This window comes from Bacillus sp. AL-1R, from assembly GCF_052180195.1.
GTDB lineage: Bacteria > Bacillota > Bacilli > Bacillales > Bacillaceae_G > Gottfriedia.
Window position 1 is genome coordinate 2,172,022 of sequence record NZ_CP197469.1, and the last position, 16,855, is coordinate 2,188,876.

Sequence of the window (16,855 nt, forward strand, 5' to 3'; positions counted from 1 at the left end):
GTGGGCACTTGAAGTTGAAATACTTCAGTGCTCACTTTTATTAAATAATTCTTCTTAGGTACAAAGGTATAAAAAAATGTAGGAAAATTATCCTTAACTTTGATAAAATTAATATTGGTATTATGAATCATCTAAATTTAATCTAAACGTAAAAAAAGAAAAGATAGAAAAAATGGCTTTTTGGTATACATAGAATGGAGGAAAAAGGGATGGCGGGAATAAAAGATATTGCCAAAGAAGCTGGAGTTTCCATTTCAACAGTGTCATATGCATTGAATGGCAGCCCAAAAGTAACGGAAGAAACTCGTAGTAGAATTATGAAGATTGCAAATAGATTAGGTTATGTTCCTAATGCAGCTGCTAGAATGTTAAAGGTTAAAGAAACAAAAATTATTGGGGTATTTTTAGCTGATTACGGCGGGTATTTTTACGGACCACTGTTAAGAGGAATGAGACAAGCTTTAAACGACAAAGGGTATGAATTAATTGCTTGTTCTGGCGTGCAATCCCATCGACTTTTACTAGAAAAAGTAATTGATGGTGGAATAATTTTAGATCAGGCTTTTTCAGATGAAGAACTTTTAGATTACGCTAAAAAAAATTATAAAATGGTAGTGATGGATCGAGAATTACAGCACAACAATATTAAAGGAGTTCTTTTAGATAATAATCACGGAGCTAAATTAGCGATTAAAGAGCTTCTTACGAATGATGTGAAAAAAGTATATGTCTTAACTGGGCCAGATGGATCATACGATTCAAGGAAACGTATAGAGGGTGTTCGAGAAGAATTAGCAAATTATCCTGACGTTGAGTTAATTGAGATCATTGGAAATTTCATGAAAGATTCTGGCGAATTAGCAGCACAACAAATCTTTTCTAACTATAATGAACCAAGTGCTATTTTTTGTTTAAATGATGAAATGGCAATAGGGATCTATAACTATCTACAAGATTCTCAATATAAAATTGGTAAAGATGTTTTTATTGTAGGTTTTGATAATATTGAATTATCAAAATATGTTTCTCCAAGATTAAGTACAGTATCTTATTCTACATTTGATTGGGGCTCATTAGCGGCTAAAAATTTATTGAAACTTATATCGAATGAATTTGTTGAGAATGAGAAAATAGAAGTTTCATTAACTGTTGGTGGCTCTTCTTAAATAGAAAGATCGATCAGTAACTTAAGTTTTTCTAAAAGAGACTTAAACTTTTCTTAAATGAGAGATTTAAGTTTCTTTTTTTTATCTGATGATAAAAATTTCACATACCGTAATAAACGGAACAAAACAAAAAAATAGTTTTTAATAGTAAATCTTTAGACTTAAACGGCTTTTACTAAAATGAAAGGAAATTAAACTGAACTTGTCGAATTATTACACTATCTAAATTTTACCAAAGGACTGAATGCTTTTGAATACATTATTGTTAACAGGTTTTGAATCTTTTTTGAACTTTTCAATTAATCCTACAGAAGAAATTGTGAAAGAGTTAAATAATCAAGAGGTTGGAGGTTTCCAAATTATCGGGGCTGTTTTACCTGTAGATTTCAGTAAGGCAGGTAATGAATTAATTAAATTGTTTCATTTGTATAACCCATCTGCGGTAATATCATTAGGATTAGCAGGTGGTAGGTTTAAAATAACACCAGAACGGATCGCCATAAATTGTAATGATGGTGCAGCAGATAATAAAGGGAATAAATATGAGGGGGCTAAAATCGATCCAGAAGGCCCGGATGGACTATTTTCGACACTCCCAATTCAAAACATTGTTAATGAATTAAACAAACACAAATTTCCAGCTGAAATTTCGAATTCTGCAGGTACTTATTTGTGTAATAACGTTATGTATCAGATGCTTAATGAATTAAAAAAAATAAACAAGCAAGTTCCGAGTGGATTTATCCATATCCCTGCTTCACATGAAATGGCAGTAATTGATCAGAAGTTACCAAGTTGGTCGCAAACTGATTTGACAGATGCTATAAAACTTGCAATTAAAGTGATAAGTCTAAATGACTAGTACCCAATAGATATTTTTCCTTTTAGAACCATCCAAGTACTAACAACCGGACAACATATTGAATGTAGAAATAAGGAGAGATCAAATGGAAAGTTTACTTGAAAAATTATTTGACGCAACAAAAAAAGGTGAAAATGACATTGTAATTGAGATAATAAGTGATCAGCCAAATTTGATTCATGAAGAAAATGAGCATGGGTTAACATTACTTGGGATTGCTGCACATTATGGTCAATATGAAGTTGTAAAAACTTTAGTAAAAAATGGTGCTAAGATCAATGCACTTTCTCACTCAAAGCTTTCATTCATCCCACAAAACACAGCTCTCCATGCAGCAATTGCAGGTGCTAAGTCGATAGAAGTGATCAATTTTCTTTTAACGAATGGAGCAAATCCTAATATTAGCGATAATGAAGGTAACACTCCATTACATATTGCAGCATTTGAAGGAAATACGATTATTGCTAATTATTTGTTAAAAAACGGTGCAAAAATTAAAACAAATAACTCTAGTAAAACGCCAATTGATATAGCAGAAGAACGCGGTAATTCAGAGTTTATCAATTTTTTAAAAGAAGTAACCCTATAAATAATTCGAAGTGTTGTGATGACTGTTATGTCACAGCACTTTTTGTTATGATAAAAGAAAGACTAGTAAAAGAGGAATAAGTATTGAGAATTAATGTTTATATTAGCGCATCAGGGTATTGTTCGAGAAGAGCAGCAGAGCGATTAGTTGCTTCTGGCCAAGTTAAAATTAATGGACTAACTGCTGAAAAAAACAGCATAGTAGAAGAAGACGATCTTGTGCAAGTAAATGATGAAGTTATTCACTTGACAAGTGAAAAAGATTATATCATTTTAAATAAACCAGTAGGAATTACTTGTACAGGATTACGAACTGTAGAAGGTAATATAATTGATTTTATTAATTATCCAAAGAGGATTTTTCCAATTGGTCGATTAGATAAAGATTCTGAAGGTTTAATTATCCTCACAAATGACGGACCTATTGCACATAAAATTTTACATAGTGAACATGGACATGAAAAGGAGTATATTGTCACAGTTGATCAGCCAATTGATGCAGAATTTATTCATGGTATGTCAAATGGAGTACAGATAGGAACAGTTTTAACTAAAAAATGTAAAGTTGAAAAAATAGATGATTATACTTTTCGAATTATTTTAACGCAAGGTTTAAATCGTCAAATTCGGAAAATGGCAAAAAGTTTTGGATTTAGAGTGATTAAATTAAAAAGAATCCGAATTATGAATATCCATATGGAAAATCTAGAAATAGGTAAATGGAGAAAATTAACAGACGCCGAACTATTTTATTTAAAAGAACAATTGAAAGAGGAAGAAACAAATGAAAATTTTAATTGATGCAGATGGTTGTCCAGTAGTTTCAGAAACAATTAAAATTGCAGCAGAATTTAAAATAAACGTTCTTTTATTATGTGATACTGCTCATATCATGCAAAGAGAAGGCGCTGAAACAATCGTTGTTTCACAAGGTGCTGATGCAGTTGATTTTGCTTTAGTAAATCGGGTTGAAAAAGGAGATCTCATCATTACCCAAGATTATGGTCTTGCCGCAATGGTATTATCAAAGAATGCTTACGTATTAAATCAAAACGGTTTTCAATATACAAATGAAAATATTGATTCACTTTTACATACTAGATATGTTTCAAAGAAAATTCGGAATGCTGGTGGACGAGTGAAGGGACCAAAAAAACGCCAAAAGCTTGATAATACAAATTTCGAAAACGGCTTAAGAAAATTACTTTCTTCAATTTCTTTATAGTAAAATAGAATTGTACAAATAAAATAAAAAGGAGGCAAGCATGCTTACACTTGCAAGAGAAAACTTAAAAAAATATTTTGGTTATGAAAATTTTAGAGCTGGACAAGAACAAATTATTGAACGAGTATTATCTGGCCAGCATACTGCAGGTATAATGCCTACAGGTGGTGGGAAGTCGATCTGTTATCAAATTCCAGCGACAATTCTTCAAGGAATTACCCTCGTCATTTCTCCTTTAATCTCTTTAATGAAAGACCAGGTAGATGCATTGCATCAAGTAGGTATTCCTTCCACATTTATTAATAGTTCTCTTTCTTATAAAGAAGTAAATGAAAGAATGATGGATTTAAGTTATGGTGAATACAAAATTTTATATGTTGCACCTGAAAGATTAGAATCAGAAAGTTTTATTAATGAGCTAAAAAGATTGCCAATCTTACTTGTTGCAGTAGATGAAGCTCACTGTATATCGTCATGGGGACATGATTTTAGACCAAGTTACTTACGCATAAAAAACTTAATACAAGAATTGCCTACAAACCCAACAATATTGGCACTAACTGCGACGGCAACTCCTCAAGTTAAATCAGATATTTGTAATCAACTAGGCATAAATGAGGAAACGACAATCATTACGGGCTTTGAAAGGGAAAATTTGTCATTTAAAGTCATTAGAGGTCAAAATAGATTAGATTATATTTGTAATTACATAAAACAAAATAAAAACGAATCAGGAATTATTTACGCCGCAACAAGAAAAGAAGTAGATAATGTTACGAATAAATTAAAAAACCAAGGAATTTCTGTCGGTAAATACCATGCGGGCTTGAGCGATGCAGAACGGTCTAAACAACAAGATGCATTTTTGCAAGATAATATTAATGTAATGGTTGCTACGAATGCTTTTGGAATGGGAATTGACAAAAGTAATGTTAGATACGTAATCCATTACCAAATGCCTAAAAATATGGAAAGCTATTATCAAGAGGCAGGAAGAGCAGGTCGAGATGGGTTAGAAAGTGAATGTATTTTACTATTCACGGCACAAGATGTTCAAATACAAAGATTTTTAATTGAGCAATCAACTTTTGACCCTAATCGCCTAAAACAAGAAATCTCTAAATTACAATCAATGAAGGATTATAGTTATTGCGAAACATGTTTACAGGCATTTATTTTAAAATACTTTGGGGACGAAAGTGACCACTCCTGCGGAAAGTGTAGTAATTGTATTGACAAGCGGACTGCAATAGACATTACAATTGATGCTCAAATCGTTTTATCCTGCATTATCCGAATGGGTGAACGATTTGGTAAAACAATGGTCGCATCAGTACTAACAGGTTCAATGAATAAAAAATTAATAGACTTAAATTTTCATACTTTAACGACATACGGTTTATTTAAAAACCGTACATTAAAAAGTGTTGGCGATTTAATTGATTATTTAACATCGGAACAATATATTGGCGTTACAAGTGGTAAATTCCCATTGTTAACTGTAACAAATAGAGGAAGAGAAGTACTACTAAATAAAATAAACGTAATGAAAAAAGAAGAAATACAAGTGACTGAAATGACAACTGTTGATAATGGTTTATTTGATCAACTACGAAGTTTACGTAAAGAAATTGCATCAGAACTTGGCGTACCACCATTTGTCGTCTTTGCAGATAGTACTTTACGAGATTTATGTAAATTACTTCCTACTACTGACGAAGAATTCCTACAAGCAAAAGGTGTCGGATTACAAAAACAACAAAAATTTGGTAAGCAATTTATAGAAGTGATTAAGAAGTATAAAGAAGAAAACCAAATTGAAACAGAGACAACAAAACCAAAAGCGACAACAATTAATAAAGTACTTTCACACAAAATATCATATGAATCTTATCAAAACGGACTTTCTATTTCCCAAATTGCAGAAGAGAGAGGATTAAGTACGACTACCGTTGAAAATCATATTCTGCAAAGTGCAATAGAAGATGATCAGTTTGATTGGGATGAAGTAGTGCCAAATGAAATTGAAAAACAAATTAAAGAAGTAATTAATACAGTCGGTAGCGAAAAGCTTCGACCTATAAAAGATGAATTACCTTCTGAAATTAGTTATTTTATGATTAAAGCAGTGATTATGAAATCTGCTACATAATAGTAACTTTTGTGCACTAAAAGTATAAAGAGCTTCCTAAATTGATTTGGAAGCTCTTTATTATTCCTATTTTTTACTAGCTTTAACTTTTATTTGATTACTTACTTTACTCTCATTATGAAGGCGATCTACAGCAGTTATTTCATACGTATAGTCTTTATCTAAATTTGCTGTTGTATCTAAATAGATTGTTTTGCCATTTTCTGATTTGCGAACGGTAGTTAAGATGTTTCTTGGATCATCAATGCTATCTTTCTGTAATCCGTCAAAACGGTAAACGACATAATATGAAACATCTTGATCATTTGGATGGGTATTTAAAGTAAGTTGGATTCCATCTTTTGTACGAAGAGCGTTTTCGAATTTTGGTTGCTTTGGAGCTTGATCATCTAACCATGGCATTGAAGGTATTAATGCCTTTGTTCTATATAAGTCTTGGCTTAAGCGGTCCTTAATACCAAGTGGATTTCGATTTAAGTCTTTTAGTGAAAAATGCATACTACCTTTGATTTCTGGAATTGTACGATTTAATGCAATTTGTTTTGGTAATTCATCAGGAACAGCCCATGCTTCATTGTTAGCGTTAATTTTATAATCAGCTTGTCCAATATATAAATCAACATTCTCACCTTTTACTTCCTTCGTCCACCAATTTGCTAGCGTATCATATGCAGCTGGTTCAAATCCTATATTCCAATAGATTTGAGGAGTAATATAATCAATGTATTCATTATTAATCCATTCTCTTGTATCCGCAAATAGATCATCGTAATTTGTTTGACCAGCAGTTGTATTTGAACCAGTAGGGTCTTTTGCAATATTACGCCAAACTCCAAAAGGACTAATACCAAATTTAACATATGTTTTTTCTTTTTTTATTGAATGATGAAGAGTTTTTACAAACTGATTTACATTGTCTCGTCGCCAATCTTCAACATTAGCAAAATTTTGTTTACCATATTTTTCGTATGAAGATTGATCAGGAAATTCTTGCCCTGCAATACGATATGGATAAAAATAATCATCTAAGTGTACTGCATCAATATCATATTTTTTTACAACTTCCATAATCCCATCAATAATAAATTGACGTGCATCTGGATTACCCGGGTCAAAATATAATTGTTTTCCGTAAGGGACTACCCATTCAGGATGTTTTCGTGCAGGATGGTTATCTGCTAAAGTATTTAAATCTTCTAAAGTCGCATCTCCTGGGGCAGTTCTTGGCATCGTAATACGATAAGGATTAAACCAAGCATGAAATTCAATATTTCGTTTATGTGCTTCTTCAACCATAAATGCAAGTGGATCATAGCCGGGATCCTTACCTTGTGTACCAGTTAAGTATTTAGACCAAGGACCATATTCAGAAGGATAAAAAGCATCAGCGGTCGGCTTAATTTGTACAACAACTGAATTCATCCCCATCTTTTCTACATCATTTAATAGTTTAATAAACTCTGATTTTTGTTGCATTTCAGACAAGCCAGTAGCTGATGGCCAATCGATATTTGTAACTGATGCAATCCAAGCTGCTCGCAACTCATGCTTAGGCGGGACTGAGTACTGTGAAGTAGTTTCAGCATGAACATATTGAATTTGTTGAAATAATAACGATGCGCCCACTGTAGCAGCAATCGCATATTTACCAAGTTTTCTTTTCTTCATAAGTGTTCCACCTTACTTTCTATTAAATTAGTAGCGCTTACATAATATAAAACTACCAAAAATGGAAAGTATTGTCTATTGTTTTTGAAATTAAATTTCAAAAAAATCTAAGAAATCAAGAAATTAAATTTCGACTTTTGTTCATTTGTGAAAATCCAAAATATAAAGCATTTTATCATTCGCGAATTATATCCTTTATTGTCTTAAATTGGTAAACTATTAATTGTAAGTATATTTGCAGAAATTAAAGGTCATATAAGGAAAGAGCATTCATAATTTATTCAAATTTTATAAGACAAGAGAGGACAATAATTTGAAGATCAGTCAATTAATTGCAAATAATATTAATAAATTAGATGCAATATTACCCGTAAATCAGTCTTTGGGAATTGCTGGATTATCTGGTTCAGGTAAAACAACTTTTTGTCAAACAATTGGTGAAGAGTCAAAGAAACGTCTAGTGTCTTTACTTCCAAAGGCTGAATATCAATATTTATTTCCAAACATTATGGAAACAAATTTTAGTGCAATTAAGATGGAAGAAATGCCATTAGTACTTTTTCTAGGTAAATCATCCATTTCCACGAATCCACGTTCGACACTTGGAACACATACTGGTGTATTTAAAGAGATTCGTGTAAGTCTTGCCGAAAGGTTTAATCTTTCTCCAGAAGTTTTTTCGTTTAATAATGAATTGGGCTGGTGTCCGGATTGTAAAGGCCGCGGAATTACTAAAAATATAGAGTGTAAAAAATGCAAGGGAAACCGTTATAATCAAAAAATTGAAGAATATACAATTGAGTTATTTGATATTCCACATTCAATTTCAGATATTAATAACTTAAGTGTAGAGACAATCTTATCACTTGCAGAAGAATTACAGATTAGTGAAGCTAAACAACATTTACTAAACAATCTAATCAAAATGAATATCGGCTATCTATCCCTAAATCGTATTACAGGAACTTTATCTGGTGGAGAAATAACTAGACTTTATTTAGCTGAGTTTATGGCAACTAGTGAAAATACTGTTATTATCATCGATGAAATTTCAGTAGGTCTTGATCATGATACTTTAATTAGAATATTAGATGAGATAAAAGAACTAGGATTTAAAAATCAAATATGGTTAATTGACCACTCCGATACTGTGCTAAATGCAACTGATGATCAAGTATTTTTCGGGCCTGGAAGTGGTAAATACGGCGGGAAAATTGTAGAAGAATCTCCACGCCCTAAACCGATTTTTTGGAATAGAAATGAGACCTCACCAAATGAATTCTATAAGTTTAAAGATCTTCATTGTCGTAATATCCAAATTCCAGAAATACAGATCCCTAAAAATAGACTAGTAACATTTACTGGCGAATCTGGATGTGGAAAATCGACCCTAGTAAATGAATGTATGTCAAAAGACTTTTTAAAACGATACCCAAAAGATAAATTAGTCATGGTTGGTCAAGATCGTAACCAATCGATTACAAGTCGATCAACAGTTGCTACATTCCTAGATATAAAAAGAAAGTTGACAAAATATAGTGAAGAAATAGATGATATTTTCCAACGATCAATTGAAGAGATCATTGAAGAATTACCGAACGAAGACATTGCACATAAGCGTTTAAGCTTATTAATCAAACTGGGACTTGGCTATCTAACTCTAGAAAGAAAAACGCAAACTCTTTCGACAGGTGAATTTCAATGTGTACATTTAGTGTCAGAACTATTTTCTAATGCAAGAAACCCACATACCCTTTTCATTTTTGATGAACCTTCAAAAGGATTATCACAAAATATTTTAAATCAATTTATAGATAGTGTCCGTGAAATTCTAAAGGATGAATCAATTTCGATTATGATGATTGAACACAATGCTTATATGCTAGAAAGTTCGGATTTTATTGTTGATTTTGGCAAAAGAAAAGGGAACCCTATTGAACATCTTGATGTTGTTAGGCATGATGATTATTTTAATCAGATGAAACAAGATCATAAAAAGGCAAAGGCGCATATTTCCTCAGCTCTTAAAGTACAAAAGGGAGTTCAGTATTTACAAGAGAATAATATAAATTATTTCAAAAATGCAGAAAATATTTATAAAGGCGGAATATTAAAAAGTCTATCATCGATGGCACGACTTATTTATGGTGAATTTGAATCTGATGCTATTCTACCTGTTATTGCAATTGATTTAGAAAGACATTTATACAGTCAATATACATTTTTATATGAAATAGGCGGACTAATAAATCAAATCGTTGCATCACATCCGACTAATAAGGATACAAGAAGTTTTGACTTTTATAATCAAGAAAATCATTGTCCATCATGCTCTGGCCGTAGAGTAATTGAGAAGTTTGATATTAATGTAGTCATCCAAGATAAAACAGTACCTTTTTGGGAAGGTTTACTCCATTCAGATGTAATGGAAGTTTTAAAATATTACCAATACCCTAAATTACAATTCTTATTTGATGAAATAAAAAATGAACTTGGCCAAGACATTAGTAAAAGTTTTAATGAGATGTCAGAAGCAGAAAAGCATACTTTTTTATATGGATACTACGAAAAAACTTTTTATGACAAAGCTGGAAAGACACAACGATTATGGGAAGGTTTTAACACGATAATCGGACGATATATGTCGATTTCAAAATCGGCGATCAAAGAACAAATGAAGGCTACCAAAGAGCAAATAACATGTCCTATTTGCGAAGGCACAGTATTAAAACACCATAAAAAATTAATGTTTGGCAAATTTGATATTCGTGAAATTATCAATCAACCTGTAGATGAAGTAATTAAAACAGTTGGTCAGCTAGCAGTCTTAGAAGAAATAAAATCAATTGTAGGTGGAGAAACAACATTAACTAAGGAAGTTTCTTTACTTTCAAGAGAACAACAGGTTGCTTTAAAAATGTTAGAAATAAAACAAGCAAGCTTCGTTGGATATGAAGTTGTATTACAAAATGCTTTACCGTTTTGGGATCAAATTAAGACGAATATTGAAGAAGTAAGCGATAAAAACTTAGTAACGATAACTGATTTTAAAGATATATTTGAGACTAGAGAAGACATCATAGACAAATATTTTACAAATGGTAAATTCAAAAAACTAACTTATGTTTATGAAGCTTTTGGATATAAAAAAATCGTTACGCTAATTAATAAAGTAAAAGCAAGTAATCCTTGTCCGTTCTGTAAAGGAAAAAAGGTAATTTCTGAAGATAATATACATGATGGTGTATATAAATTAACAATTCCTTGTGTTAGCTGTTTAGCAAGTGGAATCAATGAAAGTGGACGTCAACAACTTATTGAAGGTATTGCGGTTCAAACATGGCTCACTGGCAAAGTAAGTGAAATCGTTCCTGAGGACCAATTAACTGAAGAAGTTAAAGATATACCGATCTTTAATCGCATAAGAGAACTGAATAAACGTGATATGATGGCAGTTTATCAGTGTTTGATTCAAAATAAATAACAATCAAAAAACTCATTTCAAAGTTCATTTTGAGATGAGTTTTTTATATTGAGCTTAAATAGATTGTGTCAATAAAACAGCCAAAATTGTTAATAAATTTTCATAGAATAATGTTCACATTTTATACATGGAAATAGAAAAGAAAACTTAGTATTATTATTCTGTATAAAAAAACGAAATTTCTAAAAAACATTTTATATAAAAAAATATTTTATTTGAAAGTGGGAGATATGGTGAATCATTTAAACTTAGGTAGGAACTTAAAAATATCAGCGGGTTTAACAGTATTTGTAATACTTTTGATGACATATCTTTTAAACTAAAATATTGTAATTAACTTGATCATGTAAACTCATTTGTCAAAAATACAAATGAGTTTTTTTATTTATATTTTTTTAAAAATTCATTTATGAACTCATCAATATTTTCAATAAACTCTGGTGCTAAATGTTAGCCAAATCATTGGGAGAAAATTTCAGACATAGAAACATGACTTAATCTAACCAATGCAAAAAGGAGATAGCATGCCTATATAGAATATAAGCATTGTAAGGAGTGTGAGGGCATGATAGTCGGAGATGTAATATTAACTAGTACTCAAATAAGAGAGCAATTGGATTTGAAACCTAGTACATTCAGAAAGTATCAGGACATCTTAGAGAAGGTTGGTTATAAGATTAAGAAGAATAGTAGAGGACATCGACAATATTCTAATTATGATGTCTTAATATTCGAAAAACTAATTGAATTAAGTAAGCATGACGGTATGACGTTAGAAAAATCTGCGAGAATGATAATAGAGCAAACCAATAGATTAATACCTCAATCTGATACGATAAACGAAGACAAGTCTATAACCTTAACAGAGCACTTAATACAAAAAAACAATGGACAGCAATTACAAACAATTGAAAAACTAATGAATGAAATGGAAGAAAGACTTTCTAAAAAGATGGATCTACAACATAAAGAAGTATTAAAACAACGAGAAAAGCAAACTAGATTACTGATAGAAGAATGGAGAGAACAAAGAAAACAAGATCAACAACTTTTACTAGAAACGGCAGCCACTCAAGAAAAAAATTCAATACGAAAGAAAGTAAGTAAAAAACTAGAAGAATTAAAAAAATGGTATTTCGAAATATGAGCTTAATATTGATGGATTTTCATTAACCCCTCATTCTAGTTACCTCATTAAGTTCAAAAAATGCAATTTTAGGAAAAGTTACTCTTCATGAATAGACGAAATTGCTTGTAATCAAATATTGCAAAAACAGAACATACATTCTGGTGTTTTAGATGTACTTATGGTAAAATTAGGTAGAGTAGAGTTGTGGTAGGTGCCTTTCTTCGCTAAGAAGGGAGGTGAGAATGTGACTGGTTATGAGATTGCAAATTTAATTATTCAATGTGTTGGGATAACTTCAACTGTAATCTTAAGCATAATCGGTATAATCATTTCCATTAGCAAAAAAAAATAACCACCCTACCCCTCAAATGGTTGTGGTGATTATTTTTTCACTGGATCCGAGGAAAGCAACTTTACCAATTACTACTCGGAAGGGGTGTGTTCGCAGCACATCCCTTTTTAGTATATTCTTTATGACTTAATTATAGTCTTTTTAGTATAGTTTGACAATGAAGTTAACGTTCTTTTTAAGTGAATAAATCGTTAATTTGCAATTTTTTCATTTGAATTTTGCGATAGCTTCTTTGGTGAATTCAGAAGCAAGATTAAAGCAATCCCTAAAAATGTCATAAAAATTCCAATTACTTGCGTTAATGTTGGTTTAAATCCTGTAATGACTGTATCTAAAACAATGGCAACTGCAGGATCTAAAAATGTTAACACAGCAATCATATTAGAAGGTAAAAATCGAATATTACCAAAAAATAATGCATAAATAACGCCTGTGTGAACAAATCCAATAATGATAATAAAACTCCAGTTTTCTAAATGTAAGTTTTGAAAAGAATCAAATTTAACAAAAGGAATTAATAGTAGAAACCCTAATGTTGTTTGAAGTAATGTCGTAAAATATGAGCTAGTTTGATTAATCCCCTTATTTACAATCATTAATAACCCATAAAAGATTGCTGCAAGAAATGCCCAAATGACACCAGACGAAAGGAATTTATCAAGTGTAAAATCGGAATTAATACCAGATAAAAGAATAGATCCGATAAAACTACTTAAAACCCCAAGTAAAGGAATTATCGTGGTTTTTTCCTTATAAATTAAACTTCCCAATAAGAACAAAATAACAGGGGCTAAATAATAAATTGAAACTGAAATTGTAACTGATAAATTTTCAAATGATTTAAATAAAAATACCCAATTCAAAACTAATAAGATCCCACTAAATAAAGAAAGAGCTATGTCTTTTTTATTAAATAGTTCTTTTTTAGCTAACCCTGATAAATACCAAACGGAAAATAAAAATATGCTTGCAAAAACACATCTAATAAAAACTAAATCAATAGCTTTTAGCCCGGTTCGAGGAGCGACGAAACCTACTGTGCCGAAAGTAGCCATTGCAATAATGATACTAATTGTCGCTTTTTTATTTACTGCCAAATTCCCCAATATGTATCACATCCATTCTATGTGTAATTTCAATATTCTGTCAAATAAGTATATACTAAACTTTAGAGTTATATCAATTGAATTAATCTTGGGGTTTGAATAAATCATATTTCATATAACGTGTTCATGAGGAAGTAAAAGGGAAAAGAAGAGTGATACTTTCTTAATTAGAAGTTCTTAATAAAAATATTTTACAAGATCTTTTCAAAATTTATAAAATCGAAGTTTTCATTAAATTCTGTTTAAATTAATAGGCAAATAAATAGATTTCATTTATACTATTATTTGTAGTTTTATAGCTTGATTGTAAATATATGTCAATTTAGTGATTATTTTTTGAATTGTGAGGGGAAATTTGATGAATATCGTAGTAGTAAATGGATCACCTAGAGCAAATGGTCGAACTAGATTCTTAGCAAAACAAATTGCAGACTCTAATAATTTTACAAATTTAGATTTAGCATTTGAACAAGTTCCTCTTTATAATGGGGAAGCTGAACAAAAAGAACTTGAAGCAGTTAAAGCAATTAAAGAATTGCTAGTTAATGCTGATGGAATCATACTTTGTACGCCAGAGTACAATAATGCGATGAGTGGAGCTTTAAAAAACCTAGTTGAACTATTAGGTTCTGAACCATTCAAGAAAAAGCCAATTTCTTTATTAGCAGTAGCTGGTGGTGGAAAAGGTGGTATTAACGCTTTAAATAGTATGAGAACAGTAATTCGCGGTGTATATGGAAACGCATTACCAAAACAACTTGTTTTAGACCCAGTTGATTTTGAAAATGATACAGTTGTAAAGCCTGAAGCATTTTCAAAAGTAGCTGAAGTAATTGATGAATTAAAAGAATATGTACAAAAAGAAATTTTATATAAAGATTACTTAGCATCAAAAAGTGTTTCGAAATAAAATAAATGGTCCTATTCAATTATTTGATAGGACCATTAAAAATAGCTTAACGTGTTTGTTAAGCTTAGAGTAAAAACGATTTATCATTTACATTCCTAATAGGAAAGTTCATTTTGTATCGGACAGCGATCATTCTAATTGCTGTAGTAATTAGAAAACAAATATACAAAGATTGTAATTTAGTAAATTCATCATGTGTAAACAAAATTGTTATCGATCCGATGATTGCTGCAATTGCATAAATTTCTTTTCGGAATACAAATGGAATTTCTCTTGCGAATACATCTCGCATAATTCCACCACCAATTCCAGTGATTAATCCCATCGAAATAATTAAAAAAGAACCTTTTAAGCCATGATCAATTGCCGAGTAGGAACCAACAGCAGTAAAAACACCTAAACCAATTGCATCAGTAATAATTAAAGTTGATTGGAACTGCATTGTTCGTTGATAAAATAACCATGTTACAATTGATACTACTGTACTTACGATAAAGTATTGAGGTTTTGCAAAAGCATTCGGAACCGTTTGACCTAAAATAATATCACGAATTAACCCTCCGCCAAGCGCAGTACAAGCTGCTAAAAAAACAACACCAAATAAGTCCAATTTCTTTTGAATACCAACCAAAGTACCTGAAATGCTAGCAGCGATTATACCTGCATAGACAAAAACCTCAATCAAAATCATCCATTCTATCCCCTTAATTCCATTTTCTATGATTCATTTTAGCAACAGGTAAGGACTATTACAATATTAAAATAACTTTGAAAACGCTTCATTTTAAAAAAATTTTTCATATAAAAAAATTACAGTATTTTACATAAAATTCACTTGAATTTATAGATTGGAGAGGTTAAAATGCCAAACAATATTAAACATCAAAAAAATAAAATTGTATCGAAAGAAATTGAATTAATAATGGCCAAATTTAATATTGTCGGCTGTCAAGCAGCTGCAGTTTTGAAAGATAAACTGATTTGGTCTGATGCTTATGGTTTTCGTAATTTAGAAACAAGAGACTTAGTTACTGAAAATACGATGTTTCGAATTGCTTCTATTTCAAAACTTTTTACTGCTACAGCAATCATGCAATTAGTTGAAAGAAAATTAATCGATTTAAATCAAGATATTAGTCATTATTTAGGTTTTAAAGTAAGAAATCCTAATTTTCCTAATTCTTTTATTACATTGAGACAAATTTTAACTCATACATCTTCACTTAACTCAGACGATGCATCGAATAGTGTTTATGCAAAGTTTATTAAAGATGGACATTCGAATTTTACTATACAACTTAAAGATTTATTAAATGAAAATGGAAATTATTTTACGAAAGAAATATGGGGGAATTGGAAACCAGGAACTGATTGGATGTATTCAAATATTGGTGCGATCATATGCGGTGCAATTATTGAAAGAGTAACAAGTTTGCGATTTGACCAATATATTAAACAAAATATATTTGAACCACTAGAAATGAAGAATGTTGCTTTTTCATATTCAAATATAAACAAAAGTCATGAACTAGCAAATTTATATGAAAAAAATAAAGATACAAATATATATAATGTATCAATTGATGATGTTAGGCAAAGTGGTTATTCGAAAACTCATTGGGATCAATACATCATTGGAAATCATGGAGGATTATTTGAACCTCAAGGTGGACTAAGGACAACTGCGGTTGAATTAAGTAAGTTTTTACGAGCTCATATGTTAAATGGGCGTTTAAATGGACAACAAATGCTTGAACAAAAAACTTCAAAATTAATGAAATCAATTCAATGGTCTAGAGAAGAAAATAATCACTTTTTTAGTAAAATGGGTCTTGGTTTTCATATTAGCCACGACTTCTTACCGGATTACAAAGAAATGATTGGACATGCAGGTGAAGCATACGGATTAATTAGTAATTTATATTGGCATGATGAGAAACAATTTGGCATAATTTTTATCTTGAACGGAAGCCAGTTCGATTTATCCCAAAATTCAAGATTTGAAGTAGAAAAAGAATTAGCAGAAGTTATTTATAAATATGTTATTGAAGAAAGCTTATTAAAAACAAATTGAAAGTATAAAATATCCTCTTAGACTGATATTGTTTGTCAACAGTCTAAAAAATCAAGTTTTTGTACTTTCTCTACACAAAGAGGACCTATTTTAAAATAGGCCTTTTTTAATTTCTGCTCAAAAATTTGGAGGGAATTTA

The 16,855-nt window shown here is 30.9% G+C and carries 13 protein-coding genes; 10 read left to right on the top strand and 3 right to left on the bottom strand.

The window, feature by feature from the left end; translation table 11 throughout:
• The first annotated feature begins 209 nt into the window (after positions 1-209).
• The 6 genes from ACSBO6_RS10135 (at position 210) to recQ (ending at position 5,993) form a co-directional block, all read left to right on the top strand.
• Positions 210-1,166 (top strand): LacI family DNA-binding transcriptional regulator, encoded by a 957-nt coding sequence (locus ACSBO6_RS10135; RefSeq protein WP_498844616.1) that lies wholly within the window; start codon positions 210-212, stop codon positions 1,164-1,166.
• Positions 1,167-1,410: 244 nt separating this feature from the next.
• Positions 1,411-2,028 (top strand): pyroglutamyl-peptidase I, encoded by a 618-nt coding sequence (locus ACSBO6_RS10140; protein WP_498844617.1) that lies wholly within the window; start codon positions 1,411-1,413, stop codon positions 2,026-2,028.
• Between the two features lie 85 nt (positions 2,029-2,113).
• The gene (locus ACSBO6_RS10145) at positions 2,114-2,617 is read left to right on the top strand and encodes an ankyrin repeat domain-containing protein (protein WP_498844618.1); all 504 of its coding nucleotides are present in this window, start codon (positions 2,114-2,116) and stop codon (positions 2,615-2,617) included.
• 83 nt (positions 2,618-2,700) lie between these two features.
• Positions 2,701-3,417, top strand: a complete 717-nt coding sequence (locus tag ACSBO6_RS10150; RefSeq protein ID WP_098846638.1) for a pseudouridine synthase — start codon at positions 2,701-2,703, stop codon at positions 3,415-3,417.
• The gene (locus ACSBO6_RS10155) at positions 3,401-3,841 is read left to right on the top strand and encodes a YaiI/YqxD family protein (protein ID WP_098846637.1); all 441 of its coding nucleotides are present in this window, start codon (positions 3,401-3,403) and stop codon (positions 3,839-3,841) included. The genes ACSBO6_RS10150 and ACSBO6_RS10155 overlap by 17 nt, the downstream gene beginning before the upstream one ends.
• A 40-nt stretch (positions 3,842-3,881) precedes the next feature.
• Entirely contained in the window at positions 3,882-5,993 is a 2,112-nt protein-coding gene (gene recQ / locus ACSBO6_RS10160) for a DNA helicase RecQ (protein WP_498844619.1), read from the top strand.
• Positions 5,994-6,059: 66 nt separating this feature from the next.
• Here recQ and ACSBO6_RS10165 read toward each other — a convergent pair whose 3' ends face one another.
• Positions 6,060-7,661 carry a glycoside hydrolase family 10-like protein gene (locus tag ACSBO6_RS10165; RefSeq protein ID WP_498844620.1) on the bottom strand — a complete coding sequence of 534 codons (1,602 nt, stop codon included), beginning with the start codon at positions 7,659-7,661 and terminating at the stop codon, positions 6,060-6,062.
• Positions 7,662-7,974: 313 nt separating this feature from the next.
• On the opposite strand from ACSBO6_RS10165, the gene ACSBO6_RS10170 reads away from it, so the two are divergent.
• Complete coding sequence (locus ACSBO6_RS10170; RefSeq protein WP_498844621.1) at positions 7,975-11,145, top strand: ATP-binding cassette domain-containing protein; 3,171 nt, start codon at positions 7,975-7,977, stop codon at positions 11,143-11,145.
• Positions 11,146-11,710: 565 nt separating this feature from the next.
• Positions 11,711-12,292: a MerR family transcriptional regulator gene (locus ACSBO6_RS10175; protein WP_098846633.1), complete on the top strand. Its 582-nt coding sequence runs from the start codon at positions 11,711-11,713 to the stop codon at positions 12,290-12,292.
• Between the two features lie 525 nt (positions 12,293-12,817).
• Here the strand turns inward: ACSBO6_RS10175 and ACSBO6_RS10180 are convergent.
• Positions 12,818-13,732, bottom strand: coding sequence for a DMT family transporter (locus ACSBO6_RS10180; RefSeq protein ID WP_498844622.1), 915 nt, complete (start codon positions 13,730-13,732; stop codon positions 12,818-12,820).
• A 358-nt stretch (positions 13,733-14,090) separates the two neighbouring features.
• Here ACSBO6_RS10180 and ACSBO6_RS10185 point away from each other — a divergent pair, with 358 nt between their 5' ends.
• Positions 14,091-14,642, top strand: a complete 552-nt coding sequence (locus tag ACSBO6_RS10185) for an NADPH-dependent FMN reductase (RefSeq protein WP_098846631.1) — start codon at positions 14,091-14,093, stop codon at positions 14,640-14,642.
• Positions 14,643-14,706: 64 nt separating this feature from the next.
• Here ACSBO6_RS10185 and ACSBO6_RS10190 read toward each other — a convergent pair whose 3' ends face one another.
• Positions 14,707-15,333: a trimeric intracellular cation channel family protein gene (locus tag ACSBO6_RS10190; RefSeq protein WP_098846630.1), complete on the bottom strand. Its 627-nt coding sequence runs from the start codon at positions 15,331-15,333 to the stop codon at positions 14,707-14,709.
• Positions 15,334-15,504: 171 nt separating this feature from the next.
• On the opposite strand from ACSBO6_RS10190, the gene ACSBO6_RS10195 reads away from it, so the two are divergent.
• Positions 15,505-16,716: a serine hydrolase domain-containing protein gene (locus ACSBO6_RS10195; protein WP_498844623.1), complete on the top strand. Its 1,212-nt coding sequence runs from the start codon at positions 15,505-15,507 to the stop codon at positions 16,714-16,716.
• Positions 16,717-16,855 lie beyond the last annotated feature (139 nt).

Coding starts and splice junctions, on each gene's coding strand:
- ACSBO6_RS10190 (WP_098846630.1), bottom strand. CDS start 15,333: ATGATTTTGATTGAGGTTTTTGTCTATGCAGGTATAATCGCTGCTAGC.
- ACSBO6_RS10175 (WP_098846633.1), top strand. CDS start 11,711: ATGATAGTCGGAGATGTAATATTAACTAGTACTCAAATAAGAGAGCAA.
- ACSBO6_RS10145 (WP_498844618.1), top strand. CDS start 2,114: ATGGAAAGTTTACTTGAAAAATTATTTGACGCAACAAAAAAAGGTGAA.
- ACSBO6_RS10140 (WP_498844617.1), top strand. CDS start 1,411: ATGCTTTTGAATACATTATTGTTAACAGGTTTTGAATCTTTTTTGAAC.
- ACSBO6_RS10195 (WP_498844623.1), top strand. CDS start 15,505: ATGCCAAACAATATTAAACATCAAAAAAATAAAATTGTATCGAAAGAA.
- ACSBO6_RS10165 (WP_498844620.1), bottom strand. CDS start 7,661: ATGAAGAAAAGAAAACTTGGTAAATATGCGATTGCTGCTACAGTGGGC.
- ACSBO6_RS10155 (WP_098846637.1), top strand. CDS start 3,401: ATGAAAATTTTAATTGATGCAGATGGTTGTCCAGTAGTTTCAGAAACA.
- recQ (WP_498844619.1), top strand. CDS start 3,882: ATGCTTACACTTGCAAGAGAAAACTTAAAAAAATATTTTGGTTATGAA.
- ACSBO6_RS10135 (WP_498844616.1), top strand. CDS start 210: ATGGCGGGAATAAAAGATATTGCCAAAGAAGCTGGAGTTTCCATTTCA.
- ACSBO6_RS10185 (WP_098846631.1), top strand. CDS start 14,091: ATGAATATCGTAGTAGTAAATGGATCACCTAGAGCAAATGGTCGAACT.